Genomic DNA, 14,748 nt, shown 5'->3' with positions numbered 1-14,748 from the left:
GGTAAAGGTTGATGATGTTATGGTTCATACGGTCTATTTGCGAATGAAGCGTAATGTGGATGTAAATGAAAATAAGCAGCTGCATCTTAGAGATATTGCCCATATAGCAGCACCTTTTGCGATCAAAGAGAACCTTGAAAGTAAACCAATTTACCGCATCAGTGATAAAGACCTCAACATCCTTGTCATTGACGTATTTCTCATTATTAAAGAACTTATAAAAGAATTCCCTGAACTGGATATCCAATCAGTTGGACCGGATCAAACGGTCATCCGGATAGAAAAGAAAAAGAAAAAAGCAAATTTGTTTATTGCAGTATTAATCTGGTTGCTTTTATTTATTGGTACAGCAATGACTATCATGAACTTTCATTATGATGTCAGCATGCAGGAAGTTCAACAGAAGCTCCACTATATATTAACCGGTGAGGAAAATGAATTTCCATTATGGATTCAAATCCCTTATTCCCTTGGTCTCGGTCTCGGGACTTTATTGTTTTTCAACCATTGGTTCAATAAACGGTTTAACGAAGAACCGAGTCCTCTTGAGATCGAAATCTCAAATTATCAAACTGAACTCAATCAGTATTTAGTGATGCATGAGAATGAGCTCGATGAAAGAAATTAGTCTGAATCTCGCGCAAGCGTTCATCGGTTTTGGTGGTGGCATTACGGTTGGTGCTGGTTTTGTTGCCTTTATTACAGTATTAAGGATCATTCCGCGCCTCATTCAGCTAAGTAAAAGTGAAGCATTTATTAAAATATATACAGCAAGTATTATATTAGGTTTATTATTTGGAACTTTTCTCACCTTCTTTAACGGCAATTGGCAGGAGCCGGTTATACTGCTCGTATTATGGGGGTTATTGCATGGGATTTTTAATGGGATGCTCGCAGCGGCACTTACAGAAATACTGAATGTGTTTCCTATTTTGCTGAAGCGAGTAAAATTGGACGGTTTTTTACTTTGGTTATTAATGGCGATTATGTTCGGTAAAATTATTGGCTCACTTTTTCAATGGCTATATTTCGTAACGGTTTAGATTCGTACTAAACGAGAATTCGGAGTGAACGGGATGGAAGTAAAAACGAAAGTATATCAAGATATTAAGAAAAATGAAAAGTATATGAAGGAAAGGTTAGGCCTGGATATTTCCTATGATGTTGACTACCGGCAAGTTATTATACTTGGTCGCCGTGTTCAACTGTATTTTGTTAACGGGCTTTGTGATACGACCATCGTTCAAGAGTTATTAATAGAAATGCTTAACTTGAATGAAAATGAGAAAGAAAAGGAGAAGTTTCCCGAAATTCTTACAAATCGCTTAGTACATCAACAGGTAGCTAAGTTGAAAACATTGGATGAAGCAGTAGATGAAATGCTTTCCGGTTTGGTTGTCATATTTGTAGATGGATACAACCAAGTATTTTCAATTGATGTAAGACATTACCCTGGCCGAACACCTGAAGAGCCGGACACAGAAAAAGTCATTCGGGGTTCCAGAGATGGATATACAGAGAATGTGGTAGAAAATACTGCTTTAACGAGAAGAAGATTGCGGGACGCTCGTTTGCGTAATGAAATGATGAAAGTGGGAGAACGGTCTAAAACGGACGTCTGTATCACTTACATTAAAGATATAGCCAGCGATGGTCTTGTAGACTTAGTCAAGGAAAGAATTGAAGGTATTGAAGTCGACGGTTTATCCATGGCCGACAAGTCACTAGAGGAGTTTATTATTAAAAGAAAGTGGAATACTTTTCCATTAGTACGTTATACCGAACGTCCGGATGTAGCAGCGAATCACTTGTTAGAGGGACATGTAATAGTGACGGTTGATTCTTCACCAAGTGTGATTATTCTTCCTACAACTTATTTTCACCATTTGCAGCATGCGGAGGAATACAGACAATCACCGGTATTTGGTACTTTCGTAAGATGGATAAGATTCTTAGCCGTATTCTTATCAATATTTCTGCTTCCCGTATGGATATTGTTTGTCCAGGATCCGAGTTTATTACCGAAAAATCTGGCTTTTATCGGTCCAAACGAAGAAGGAAGTGTGCCAATCGTTCTTCAAATCATTTTAGCCGATTTGGGGATTGAATTCTTGCGGATGGCAGCTGTTCATACCCCAACGCCTCTTTCCACTGCGATGAGTTTGATTGCGGCGGTATTGATTGGTGAAATTGCGATTGATGTTGGTATGTTCAGTGCGGAAGTCATCCTTTATGTATCTATTTCAGCAATCGGTTCCTATGTGACGCCTAGTTATGAGTTAGGGACAGCGAATAAGATTCTTAAATATTTTCTAGTGATTGTAACGGCGCTATTTGGTATTAATGGATTAATGATTGGTTTTACGTTAACGATTTTATTTTTGGTAGAGCAAAAATCATTGAAAACGCCGTACTTCTGGCCGTTCATTCCTTATAATCCAAGTGCATTGCTCCATATCATCTTTCGTATTCCTGTTCCGTACACGAACAGAAGACCAAGCATTGTTCATCCGAAGAATGTTTACCGGCAACCACTTGAAAAAGGGAAAGGAAAAGACAAATAATTCGTTCCCTTTCATTCAGCGTAAGTGCAACTCTCTTTCCGGGGTCCGCAGTCCAGACACCTCTCGCACCTGCTGAGCGGCTGGTGAGCCTCCTCGGGCTAACGCCCTGTGGGGTCTCACCTAGGCCTATCGACGAACAGGAGGTTCTAATGCCGGCATTGGTCACAGGACGTGACCGCACTTAGCCGGCCTCCCGCAGGAGTCTCGAGGTGTCTGGATTGCTCCGAGGAAAAGCCAAATTTGGAACACTATTTTCCATTTTAGGAATAGAACTCTCATCACGGTGGGATAGTTTCCGATAATAATACTCTCTACCAGTTTAGTTGCCCGGTGGACGGTGACTCCTGCAGGAATAGCACGAGTCTGAAGACCCCTAATTGCTCAGCCCGAGGCAGACTAAGAACGCTCTCGTATGTGGCAACGTCTGACATTAACGTCCTGTGTGTCGAGGCTTCGGCTGTGCTTTAGGATGCGCACCCGTCCGCCGCGGCGATTAGAGATCTAAACTAAAGGAAACGAGCAAAGACACTTACGCTGAATGAAAGTGATGCGTTGAGTGTATAATTATAATATTTTAAGGCATTGTGCTTTTGTTTTCTCCTTTAATATGGTAAAGTAATGTATCATTTTACAATTAGCGTACGGGGGAGATGAAGATGATAATTGACCACCATCCATTTGAGGTTAATGCTGCAGGGCACTTAATGATCGGGGGCGTTGATAGTCTGACGCTTGCTGAAAAATATGGAACCCCATTATATGTATATGATGTGGGGATTATCCGTAAAAATGCGCGAAGCTTCGTCCAAACGTTTAAAGATTTAGATGTCCAAGCTAAAGTGGCATATGCAAGTAAAGCATTTTCCAGTATTGCAATGGTACAAGTTGCGAAACAGGAAGGCTTGTGTCTTGATGTCGTTTCAGAAGGGGAGCTATATACCGCCCTTCAAGCTGGATTTCCAACAGAGCGGATCCACTTACACGGCAATAATAAAAGCAGAGAAGAATTAAAAATGGCAGTTGACGAAAACATTGGCTGTATCGTCATTGATAATCTGTATGAAATTCAATTGCTTGAAGAAATTCTTCGGGAAGAGAATAAAACAATCGATGTTCTTATTCGCGTAACGCCTGGTATCGAGTCGAATACTCACCAATATATTATGACGGGGAATGAAGACTCTAAGTTTGGCTTTAATCTTATTAACGGGCAAGCGGATGAAGCTTTTCAACTCTTACATAATCATGGACATATTCAATTGAAGGGACTACACTGCCATATCGGTTCACAAATTTTTGAAACAGAAGGTTTTATGGTTGCTGTTAATCTATTATTCGATCAACTAGAAAAGTGGTTGGATCAAGTAGATTTTGTTCCGGAAGTATTAAATCTTGGTGGAGGATACGGGATTCGTTATACAGAAGAAGATGAGCCTTTGGCATATCATATCTACGCGGAAAAAATCGTTGCAGCTGTGAGAGAAAACAGTGAGCGTTTAAACATATCCCTGCCGGAGATCTGGATTGAACCAGGTCGATCGATTGTTGGAAATGCTGGTGTATCTTTATATACGATTGGTTCATCCAAAGAAATTCCCAATATAAGAAATTATGTATCAGTTGACGGTGGGATGGCTGACAATATCCGCCCAGCCCTCTATGAGGCGCAGTATGAAGCAGTTCTCGCTAATAAAGCGACGGAAGAACCGACAACAACTGTATCGATTGCAGGGAAAGCATGTGAATCAGGAGATATGCTTATCTGGGATCTGCCGCTTCCGGAAGTCCAGCCCGGAGATGTACTTGCAGTCCTTGCAACCGGAGCTTACGGTTTTTCTATGGCAAGTAATTATAACCGTTTAGCAAAGCCTGCGGTAGTCTTTGTTGAAGATGGTATGGATAGACTCGTTGTAAGAAGAGAGAGCGTAGAAGACATTGTAAAAAATGATTTATCCTATGAATGATATGACATTTCTTTTCAATAATAATCGAAAATGGTAAAATAGATTGGAATATGAATTAAACATAGAAGGAGCGTTTTGCATGACTAAAACAGGCTATATACAAATGGAAAATGGGGAAAAAATTGAAATGGAATTCTTCCCTGAAGCTGCACCGAACACGGTAAAGAACTTTGAAGAACTTGCAAATTCAGGATTTTATGATGGGGTGACATTTCACCGCGTAATTCCTGGTTTCGTTAGCCAGGGAGGAGACCCGACAGGAACTGGGGCTGGTGGCAGTGGTAAGACCATTAAGTGTGAAACAGAAGGTAATCCGCACAAACATGAAGCAGGAGCATTATCTATGGCACACGCTGGTAAAGACACAGGCTCAAGCCAATTTTTCCTTGTCCATGAACCGCAACCACATCTAGACGGAGTCCATACTGTATTTGGAAAAATCACTTCTGGACTAGAAGTTGCACGTAATATGCAGAATGGTGATGTCATGAAAGAAGTGCGGGTATCTGCTGAATAATTCTAGAGCACTAAGGATCATTCATTTTTTCATAACGGATTTTTGTTGACAAACTAGCATTAAAATGCCATAAATATATATATGCTTTAGAATGATTCATTGTTGAAATGACTTAATATAAGTTTAAGTTAATTAATGAGGGATTAATATGTTAATTCGCTATAAGAAAAATATGGAGAAAATTGCAATGGGCTTATTATCTTTTATGCCTGATGAAAAAAGGGATGTAAAAAAGCTCCAGCAACATATAAAAGAGTATGAAACGAATCCGGATTGGCATTTGTATTTATGGAAAAACGAGGAAGATGACATCCTAGGTACGGTTGGTGTTCGAATAGAGGATGAAGTGAATGCGATTATTCAAGATTTGTCCGTCAACCCATCCCACCGGAACCTAGGCCTAGGGAAAACTTTAATACAAGAAATAAAAGAAATATATAGTGAGAAATATATTGTTTATCCAAGTGAACAAATCAGACAGTTTTATGAGAAATGTGACTCGATTGAGTAGTAAAAGCCAGCCCCATCAACCGGGCTGGCTTTTATACCTGCTATTTTAAGCCGGTAGAATAATCACCTACATTCGACTTAGAACCATGCTGCCCCTACAATAATTAAGAGTATAAACAGCACGACAATTAGCGCGAATCCTCCTGCAAAGCCTCCACCGTAACCACTCATAACTAAAAACCTCCTTTACGTAATGCGTAGGTGATAAAGTCAGATGAAGAGCATTCTGACTTTGCTTACGATATAGCTTATGTGTTGCTAACAAATATGTTTGGGCAGATTACATAATATTTTTTCTTTTCTAGAAAGGATGCAAATGATGCAAGAAGCTTATAAGGTGAAAATAGAACAATTTGAAGGGCCGCTTGATCTCTTATTACACTTAATCAAGCAATATGAGATTGATATTTATGATATCCCTGTAGCAGACATAACGAAACAATATATGCAATATATCCATACCTTCCAAGTGTTAGAGTTGAATATTGCAAGTGAATATCTCGTTATGGCATCGACGCTTGTCGCAATTAAAAGTCAAATGCTTTTACCTAAGCAAGAAATGACGGAAGACGTGGAAGAATATATGGAAGATCCGCGGGATGAACTTATGCAGCGATTAATCGAATATCGTAAATACAAAGAAGCCGCTGAGAAATTCAAGAAGAAAGAAGAAGAAGCAACTCACACCTTTACACGGCCACCGATGGGATTTGATGAAATCCTAACTAAAAAACCGCCTGTTGTACAAGGGGAAATTACGATTTATGATATGCTTGGTGCTCTCGGTAAGATGCTAGAAAGGAAAAAATGGAGTGAACCGCTTGATACGAAAGTCCAGCGCGCCGAAATTTCAATAGAAGAGCGGATGGAAGAAGTGCTTTCCATCGTTAATAAAACAAGGGAAGGCGTCCGGTTTGATGAATTATTTCCGGAGCGCACCCGGAACCATATAGTCGTCACCTTTCTTGCCTTATTAGAACTAATGAAGGATAGACAAATTTATTGTAAACAAACGAAGCATTTTGATGTGTTATATTTGTATGCTATGGAGGAATGAAAGTGGATATCGGAGAACTGAAAGCTGTCGCGGAAGGGCTTCTCTTTGCCACAGGAGATGAAGGAGTTACCATTAAACAATTAAGTAAAGTGCTTAATATTACAGAAGACGTAGCAACAGAGCTTATTGATGAATTAAAAGATGATTATGAACAGAAAACTCGTGGACTGAAAATCATGGAAGCAAATGGAGTATTGCATCTGACAACGAAACCGGAACATAGCTCGTATTTCAAGAAATTAATTGAAACACCCCGCTCGACAAGAATGTCACAGGCAGCCCTTGAAACACTTGCAATCATCGCTTATCAGCAGCCCATCACCCGGGCGGAAATCGATGAGATCAGAGGGGTGAAGAGCGATGGACCGGTTCAGACATTACTTAATCGCTCATTAATTGAAGAGATGGGCAGAAAAGAAACGATTGGACGTCCCATCCTCTTTCGAACGTCGAAAGATTTCTTGACTTATTTTGGTTTAACTTCCCTTGACGAATTGCCGCCACTTCCGGAAACGACAGACGATACAAACAATCAAGAAGTTGATTTGTTTTTCGAACGATTTAATGATGAACTAGAAGAGTAGTTCATAGGCACAATTAGCAGCCCCCTTCATAAAATACTTTGGAGGAGGGCTTTTTAATATGAATGAATTGTATTTACAAGCGTTAAAAAAGTGGAGTGATGATGTAAAGAAGACCATACAAATGGAAGATTTACCGGAGGAAACGATAAATACTTGGGGAAACTGGGACGAGAAAATTCAAGCTTCTCTTGAAAATGGCGTGGAACAAGAACAATTAATAAAGCTCCACCAGCAAGGGGAGGAATTGCGGCGTCATTTAAGTGATTCTTCAAAAGAATTAATCCGTGCAGATTATGCGAATCATGTTCTTCCCCCGCTTCCCTATGCTTATGATGCATTGGAGCCATATATTAGTGAAGAAATCATGAGGCTCCACCATCTCGTGCATCATCAAGCGTATGTGAATGGATTAAATAAAGCTGAAGAAGAGATTTATTACCGTAATCATGAACCGGATATGTTAAGACATTGGTTACGAGAGCAGGCTTTCAACGGATCAGGGCATCTGCTTCACTCTATTTTTTGGAAAAATATGACCCCATACTCATCAAAAGTACCAAGCAAACAGATAGAGCAATGGATTAATAGGGATTTTGGTTCTTTCGCCCATTTTAAGGAAAGTTTTACAAATGTCGCCAAAAGTGTCCAAGGTCCGGGCTGGGCTGCATTATTGTACGATCCAGTTAACCACCGGCTTGTAATTGAATCAATTGAGAAACATCAGCAGAATCACCTCGTTTCGATGATTCCGCTCCTTGTCCTTGATATGTGGGAACATGCTTATTATTTACAATATAAAACAGAGAAAGCCGATTATGTGGAAGCCTGGTGGAATATTGTGGACTGGGAGGATGTCAACAATCGCTTGTTAAGAGCAATGAACATCCGCGATTAAGTTTATCTTTGTCATATATAGAAAACCTTCCTGCATAGAATGAAATAGAGAAATATGCTAGGAGGCAAGTTCGCATGCGATTATTCTTCGGCTTCATATTATGCGTTTCCCTTTTTTTCTTTTTACCTGAGCATGGACAGGCTGCTCCAGATGTATCAGCAGCACAGGCAATCTTAATGGATGCAGAGAGTGGACAAGTTTTATTTGAAAAAGATGCATTTGAAGCAAGACCGATTGCAAGCATTACGAAAATCATGACAGCTATTCTTGCAATTGAATCTGGAAAAATGGACGAGAAGGCAACTGTTTCAAGAAATGCTATTTATACAGAAGGTTCTTCTATTTATCTGGAACAGGGGGAGAAGATTACGATTCAAGATCTTGTCTATGGGCTAATGCTGCGTTCAGGAAATGATGCTGCTGTCGCGATTGCTGAACATATTGGGGAAAGTGAAGAGGGATTCGTCTATTTGATGAATGAAAAGGCAATGTGGTTAGGGATGGATCAGACTCATTTCACAAACCCGCACGGCTTGGATGATGAAGAACATTATTCGAGCGCTTACGACATGGCGCTTCTAACAAGAGAGGCGATGAAAAATAAACAGTTTCGGGAAATTAGCGGCAGTACGAGTTATTTATCTGAAAACCGTTCCTACAGTTGGCGGAATAAACATAAACTTGTGACTGGGTATTATGAGAATGCTACAGGGGGAAAGACCGGATATACGAAACAGACCGGCAGAACTCTTGTAACGACAGCTGAAAAAAATGGCCATTCGTTAATTGTCGTAACCCTGAATGCCGGGAATGATTGGAATGATCATATCGCCTTATTTGAATGGGGATTTGAAGAGTTAACAGAAAATAGCCCTGAAAAAGAGACAGAGGTAAAAGAAACCGCTGGAAACAGTGTTTCGTCTATTTTATCTGAAATATTACGTAAAGTGACAGGGATTCAAACATGGTGAATTTAATTTGGGCACTGATGGCGATTGTCGGAATCCTTTATGCGATGTTGAATGGTACGATGGATGATGTGAATAAAGCAATAATTGAAAGTGCAAATGAAGCCGTAACGTTATCGATTGGATTAATCAGCATTCTCGTTTTCTGGCTTGGCGTAATGAAAATAGCTGAAGCAGCGGGAATACTTAAGCTAATCACTAAATTATTGCGACCTCTTATTATAAAAATTTTCCCGGACATACCGAAGGATCATCCGGCAATGGGGTATATCCTCTCCAATTTCACTGCGAACTTTTTCGGCTTAGGTAACGCTGCAACCCCATTAGGGATCAAAGCGATGCAAGAAATGAAAAACCTGAGTAACTCTGATACCGCATCCAGGTCGATGATAACCTTTCTTGCCATCAATACATCGAGTCTAACGTTGATTCCGACTACTGTTATAGCCATCCGCATGCAATATAACTCGGTTTCGCCAACTGAAATCGTCGGTACAACCTTAATTGCATCAATTGCCGGTGTTACGAGTGCTGTTCTGATAGATCGGTATTACTATAATAAAGAGTCACGGAGGAAATAGGATGAGTTGGATGACTACAATAAGCGTATGGATCATCCCTTGTTTTTTATTAATTGTATTAGTCACAGCCTCTTGGAAAAAGCTGCCCAGTTATGAACTGTTTGTTGAAGGAGGGAAGGAAGGTGTCAAATTGGCATTTTCTTTACTTCCTTTTTTGGTAGGTATGATTGTAGCGATTACGATTTTAAGAAGTTCTGGAGCTTTGGATGCACTGATCGGGTTACTCACACCGGTACTTACTTTTATCGGAGTCCCGCCGGAAGTATTACCGCTCGCACTCATTAGACCAATTTCAGGTACAGCGGCGCTAGGAATGACAGCAGAATTGATTCAAACATATGGACCAGATTCGTTTATTGGAAGATTAGCTTCGACCATGCAGGGTAGTACAGATACGACGCTGTATATCCTTACGATTTATTTTGGTGCAGTTGGAATAAAAAAGATGCGTTATGCACTTAAGGTTGGACTATTAGCGGACCTGGTTGGTATAATTGTTGCGATAATAATAGTTAGCATTGTATTTGGATAAGCTAATTTGTAGCGTTTAATCTAGATTAAACGCTATTATTGTTTTATCACGTATTAACGGTCTGTAGTACCCCCACTTCTAAACATGGAGGAAAATCAATATGTGAAGGGTAGGGATACACAGTCCGTAAATACCTGATTCTGTTCAACTAACATTCAGTGGGGGGGAAGGAAACCCCCACTGAATGAAGTTTCACCTTATGGACGGAAAACGCGAAAAAATAATTTTTAGGATGATGAAAGAATGGCACTGGAAAGATTACAAAAAGTTATTGCTCGGAGCGGCCTTACTTCAAGGAGGAAGGCGGAGCAGTTAATTGCAAGTGGCAAGGTGAAAGTAAATAATCAAGTTGTTACGACACTGGGTACGAAAGTTTCTGCCCAAGATGAGATTGAAGTAGAAGGTGTGCCGATTGAAAAGGAAGCGCACGTGTACTATATGTTGTATAAGCCAAGAGGCATCATCTCAAGTGCAAAAGATGATAAAGGAAGAAAGACTGTTCTTGATTTCTTTCCGGAGGTCGAAGAGAGGATTTACCCTGTCGGGAGACTTGATTATGATAGTTCCGGCTTAATTCTCTTAACGAATGATGGGGATCTTGCCAATACACTTATGCATCCAAGCCATGGTGTGGAGAAGGTTTATGTAGCTAAACTGAAAGGGATCCCGAGTAAACAAGAGTTGGCAAAGCTGAGAAAGGGTGTAACAGCAGATAGAGAACTACTAAAAGCGGTCCGGTATAATATATTATCTGCCGATAGAAAAAAAGATACAATGATACTGGAACTAACATTGGTGGAAGGGAAGAACCGTCATGTAAGAAGGATGATGGAGGCACTCGGATACCCTGTACAAAAATTAAAAAGAGAAAGGTATGGCTTCTTGACGTTGGATGGTTTATCCCCCGGTGAAACGAGACCATTGACCCCTAAAGAAGTGAAACAATTAAAGAATATCGCGAAGTAAATTGTACCAGTTTTGACATAGAATTGTTAATTCTCTAAGCCGCTATGATGGTACAATACACTGGGAGTGATTTTGATGAGTATAGAGAAAGCGAAAAAGAGAAAAAAACAAAAAAAAAGAAACAGGTTAATATATAGGGGCGTCATCTTAGCTGCGCTTGTTGGTGCGCTTATTTTTGCCATTGTATCGAACCTGCAAAAAGATAATACGGTTTACCGAGTAGGGGATCCGGCGCCAGACTTTCAGTTAACGCAAATCAATAAGAATAGTGATTTGGAAACGTTGCGCTTAAGTGACTACGAGGGGAAAGGTGTCATGTTGAACTTCTGGGCAACTTGGTGTAAACCCTGTGAAGCGGAAATGCCGTATATGCAAGAACTTTATCCAAAGTATAAGGATAAAGGGGTGGAAATTGTAGCTGTTAGTCTGGATACTACGGAGCTTGTCATTGATCGTTTCATCGATCGCTATGATTTGACATTCCCAATCCCTCATGACAAAAATGGGGAAATTAGGGATTTATATAAAGTTGGTCCAATTCCGAGCACATTTTTCATTAACCCTGACGGCGAGATACAGGAAGTAGTGAACGGTGCTTTGACTTTGGATCTGCTGGAAGGATATTTGAACGAAATAACACCAAATTAATAGGTATGAAAGTTACCTTACCAGAAAATATGTTTATTCCAGATTTGGTAAAGACAACTGTGAGGGATATAAATGAACAAGATCAAATGTGAATGCGGTCATATTAACCCGGAGGGAACGGTCCTATGTGAAGCATGCGGGAAACCGGTAGAAGGGAATCAGCATATTGACGGCAATGATCAGAAGAAATTACTTAATATGAGATATGAAGGATCTGCACGCCGTTCACAGACTTACCGGAAATCAATGGTCGATAAAGTCTGGGGTTTCTTCTCTTCCGTTAAAGTAGGAGTCTGGCTCATCGTCCTTGCGCTTGTCGCTTCTATGATTGGCACGATTTTTCCGCAAGAACAATTCATTCCACAGAATGCTGTATCAAGGGACCCTGCAATCTATTATGAAGATCAATTCGGGTTGATTGGTAAGATCTATTATTTACTCGGATTTCATGAAATGTACAGTGCTTGGTGGTACTTGCTATTATTAGGTTTAATTGGTGTCTCCTTAGTTATTTGTAGTCTAGACCGTTTTATACCACTTTACAAAGCACTGAAGATTCAAAAGCCGCGCCGTCATGAGACATTTCTGAACAGACAGCGTTTTTACAGTGAATCAAAAGAAGTCAGTGACGCGGAAATTGAACAAGTAAAAGAAAAATTGAAGAAGCAACGTTATAAAATAACTGAGCAGAACGGCCATATTTTAGCTGAAAAAGGCAGGTTTTCGAGATGGGGACCATATGTCAACCACATCGGACTCATTATCATTCTGCTTGCAGCAATATTACGGACAACCCCGATTATGTTCACTGATGAGTATGTCTGGGTGAGGGAAGGCGAGACAATCGTTATCCCTGGAACAAACGGTGAATACTATATTGAAAACAAAAAGTTTCATTTAGACTTGCACGATCCAGATGATGAGCGATTCAAAGATGCAATCGAACAAACTGGAGCGGTAGCTAGTAATTTCCAAACGGATGCTGTCATATATAAGGATGCAAATGAGGATATACCAGGTGCTGAACCTGAACTGGAACCTATTCTAACAGAATCCATCCAAATGAATAAACCTGCGAAATTTGACGGATATACACTATATCAACAAGGGTATCAGGAGAATGAATTCAGCAGTATGACCTTTAAAATCCATGAAACGGATGATGAAGATGCAAAAGCGATTGATTCCTTTACCATTGATTTATTTAATCCAGAATCAGAATACATACTGGATAATGATTTCAGGGTAGTGATTGATCAGTATTATCCAGATTATTATTTAGCAGATGATGGAACACCGGCTTCAGAAACAAATTATCCAAGAAATCCAGCATTTGTATTGCTCGTCTACCCGCCAGACGAAACGGAACCTGAAATAAGTTTCCTTGGTATCGGTAGAAATATCGATGCAACTGGAGAGAATGAATATAAAATTGCTATTCAGGATTTCGATACCCATTATGTCAGTGGCCTGACGTTACGTGTGGACCATACATTGATCTTCTTTGGAATTGGCGCAGCTATCTTTATGATTGGTGTTATTCAAGGAATGTACTGGCAACATCGCAGAGTCTGGATCCACCCGAAAGACGATGGTGTATTATTGGCTGCCCATACGAATAAGAACTGGTTTGGCTTGTCGAAAGATATAGAGAAAGCGATTGAACAAACGAATATAAAAATGGTCGAAGATAGGCAGGAGCTAGACAAGTAGTATATCTATTTGTCTAGTCTACTAACTTCTATAGGAGGGTGTTTGATGGATTTAGTCAATTTAAGCAGTAATATGCTTTTTGCTGCTTTTATCTTATATTTGATTGCGACGCTATTTTTCGGAGCGACAATTCGTGAAAAACGTAATAAAGAAAACAAAAAAGAAGTCGCTGGCAATATTGCAATCACTATTACAATCCTTGGATTCTTAGCACAATTAACGTATTTCTTTACAAGATGGATAGCAAGTGGCCATGCTCCGCTTGGAAACATGTTTGAATTTGTCACATTCCTCGGGATGGCGATGGTTCTTGCATTCATTATTATTTATTTTATGTATCGACTTGGATTTTTAGGACTATTTGCTTTACCGATTGCAATGTTAATTATTGCTTATGCGAGTATGTTCCCGACAGAGGTAGCTCCATTAGTCCCATCACTAAATAGTTACTGGCTCTGGATTCATGTATCGACTGTAGCGATTGGTCAAGGTATTTTGTTCATCAGTTTCGTTGCTGGATTAATGTACCTGATTAAGGAGATTGATCAGACGAAGCGGACAAAAAGGAATACGTGGCTTGAAATTGTTATGTATACATTGTTTATAGTTATTGGTTTTATCGTGATCACGTCTGCATTTAATATCGCGGGTTATAAAGCGACTTTTGAATATCAAGATGGAAATCAAATTATAGAGACAGAATACCACCTCCCGGCAATTGTTTCTCCAAATAATGGTGTGTTACGTTCAGAGAATGTAATGGAGCCGTTGTTCGAAGCTCCAGCCTGGATGCAAGGAGAGGACGCTGGCAGGAAGTTTAATACGGTCATCTGGTCTCTATTAACCGGTACACTCATCTATGGGATCACCGTACTTATTTTAAGAAAACGGGTTGCTGCTGCAATCCAGCCTTTACTGCGCGGTGTGAAAGCTGACCTTCTTGATGAGATTATGTATCGTGCTGTTGCAATTGGATTCCCAGTCTTTACCCTCGGTGGACTAATATTTGCTGCGATATGGGCACAAATCGCCTGGGGCAGATTCTGGGGCTGGGATCCGAAAGAAGTATGGGCACTTGTTACATGGTTCTTCTATGCTGCCTTCCTGCACTTACGTCTATCCCGTGGTTGGCACGGTGAAAAATCAGGTTGGCTTGCTGTTGTAGGTTTCGGTATCATTATGTTTAACTTGGTTGTCGTGAACCTAGTCCTTGCCGGATTACACTCATACGCTTAAATATCAGGAATAA

General features: G+C 40.1%; 17 protein-coding genes. 16 read left to right on the top strand and 1 reads right to left on the bottom strand.

Annotated features, from left to right (window positions below; all coding sequences use genetic code 11):
- Positions 1–19 precede the first annotated feature (19 nt).
- From GN217_RS06825 to GN217_RS06800, 6 genes are all read left to right on the top strand, one after another.
- Entirely contained in the window at positions 20–628 is a 609-nt protein-coding gene (locus tag GN217_RS06825) for a stage V sporulation protein AA (RefSeq protein WP_156855931.1), read from the top strand.
- Complete coding sequence (locus GN217_RS06820) at positions 615–1,043, top strand: stage V sporulation protein AB (RefSeq protein ID WP_156855930.1); 429 nt, start codon at positions 615–617, stop codon at positions 1,041–1,043. Before GN217_RS06825 ends, GN217_RS06820 begins: the two co-directional genes overlap by 14 nt.
- 33 nt (positions 1,044–1,076) lie before the next feature.
- Positions 1,077–2,564, top strand: coding sequence for a spore germination protein (locus tag GN217_RS06815; protein WP_156855929.1), 1,488 nt, complete (start codon positions 1,077–1,079; stop codon positions 2,562–2,564).
- A 656-nt stretch (positions 2,565–3,220) separates the two neighbouring features.
- The gene (gene lysA, locus GN217_RS06810; protein ID WP_156855980.1) at positions 3,221–4,528 is read left to right on the top strand and encodes a diaminopimelate decarboxylase; all 1,308 of its coding nucleotides are present in this window, start codon (positions 3,221–3,223) and stop codon (positions 4,526–4,528) included.
- Positions 4,529–4,607: 79 nt separating this feature from the next.
- Entirely contained in the window at positions 4,608–5,045 is a 438-nt protein-coding gene (locus GN217_RS06805; protein WP_156855928.1) for a peptidylprolyl isomerase, read from the top strand.
- A 148-nt stretch (positions 5,046–5,193) separates the two neighbouring features.
- The gene (locus GN217_RS06800) at positions 5,194–5,556 is read left to right on the top strand and encodes a GNAT family N-acetyltransferase (protein ID WP_156855927.1); all 363 of its coding nucleotides are present in this window, start codon (positions 5,194–5,196) and stop codon (positions 5,554–5,556) included.
- Positions 5,557–5,633: 77 nt separating this feature from the next.
- Here GN217_RS06800 and GN217_RS06795 read toward each other — a convergent pair whose 3' ends face one another.
- The gene (locus GN217_RS06795; protein ID WP_156855926.1) at positions 5,634–5,726 is read right to left on the bottom strand and encodes a YjcZ family sporulation protein; all 93 of its coding nucleotides are present in this window, start codon (positions 5,724–5,726) and stop codon (positions 5,634–5,636) included.
- A gap of 148 nt (positions 5,727–5,874) precedes the next feature.
- Between GN217_RS06795 and GN217_RS06790 the strand changes: the two genes are divergently transcribed.
- From GN217_RS06790 to ccsB, 10 genes are all read left to right on the top strand, one after another.
- Positions 5,875–6,612, top strand: coding sequence for a segregation/condensation protein A (locus GN217_RS06790; RefSeq protein ID WP_156855979.1), 738 nt, complete (start codon positions 5,875–5,877; stop codon positions 6,610–6,612).
- 2 nt (positions 6,613–6,614) lie between these two features.
- On the top strand, positions 6,615–7,196 hold the full coding sequence (gene scpB / locus GN217_RS06785) for an SMC-Scp complex subunit ScpB (RefSeq protein ID WP_156855925.1): 582 nt from the start codon (positions 6,615–6,617) through the stop codon (positions 7,194–7,196).
- Between the two features lie 58 nt (positions 7,197–7,254).
- Positions 7,255–8,091 carry a superoxide dismutase gene (locus tag GN217_RS06780; protein WP_156855924.1) on the top strand — a complete coding sequence of 279 codons (837 nt, stop codon included), beginning with the start codon at positions 7,255–7,257 and terminating at the stop codon, positions 8,089–8,091.
- Between the two features lie 74 nt (positions 8,092–8,165).
- Entirely contained in the window at positions 8,166–9,062 is an 897-nt protein-coding gene (locus GN217_RS06775; RefSeq protein ID WP_156855923.1) for a serine hydrolase, read from the top strand.
- Positions 9,056–9,640, top strand: coding sequence for a nucleoside recognition domain-containing protein (locus GN217_RS06770; protein WP_156855922.1), 585 nt, complete (start codon positions 9,056–9,058; stop codon positions 9,638–9,640). Before GN217_RS06775 ends, GN217_RS06770 begins: the two co-directional genes overlap by 7 nt.
- A gap of 1 nt (position 9,641) precedes the next feature.
- Positions 9,642–10,172 carry a spore maturation protein gene (locus GN217_RS06765; protein ID WP_156855921.1) on the top strand — a complete coding sequence of 177 codons (531 nt, stop codon included), beginning with the start codon at positions 9,642–9,644 and terminating at the stop codon, positions 10,170–10,172.
- 243 nt (positions 10,173–10,415) lie between these two features.
- Positions 10,416–11,138, top strand: a complete 723-nt coding sequence (locus tag GN217_RS06760; protein WP_156855920.1) for a pseudouridine synthase — start codon at positions 10,416–10,418, stop codon at positions 11,136–11,138.
- 75 nt (positions 11,139–11,213) lie between these two features.
- On the top strand, positions 11,214–11,786 hold the full coding sequence (resA, locus tag GN217_RS06755) for a thiol-disulfide oxidoreductase ResA (protein WP_156855919.1): 573 nt from the start codon (positions 11,214–11,216) through the stop codon (positions 11,784–11,786).
- Between the two features lie 72 nt (positions 11,787–11,858).
- On the top strand, positions 11,859–13,499 hold the full coding sequence (resB, locus tag GN217_RS06750) for a cytochrome c biogenesis protein ResB (protein ID WP_156855918.1): 1,641 nt from the start codon (positions 11,859–11,861) through the stop codon (positions 13,497–13,499).
- A gap of 45 nt (positions 13,500–13,544) precedes the next feature.
- Positions 13,545–14,735, top strand: coding sequence for a c-type cytochrome biogenesis protein CcsB (gene ccsB, locus GN217_RS06745; RefSeq protein WP_156855917.1), 1,191 nt, complete (start codon positions 13,545–13,547; stop codon positions 14,733–14,735).
- The last annotated feature ends 13 nt before the right edge of the window (positions 14,736–14,748 follow it).

This window comes from Oceanobacillus sp. AG (assembly GCF_009746545.1).
Classification (GTDB): domain Bacteria; phylum Bacillota; class Bacilli; order Bacillales; family Amphibacillaceae; genus Oceanobacillus; species Oceanobacillus indicireducens.
Note: the sequence above shows the minus strand (reverse complement) of the source record. Positions and strands in the feature narration are given on the sequence as shown.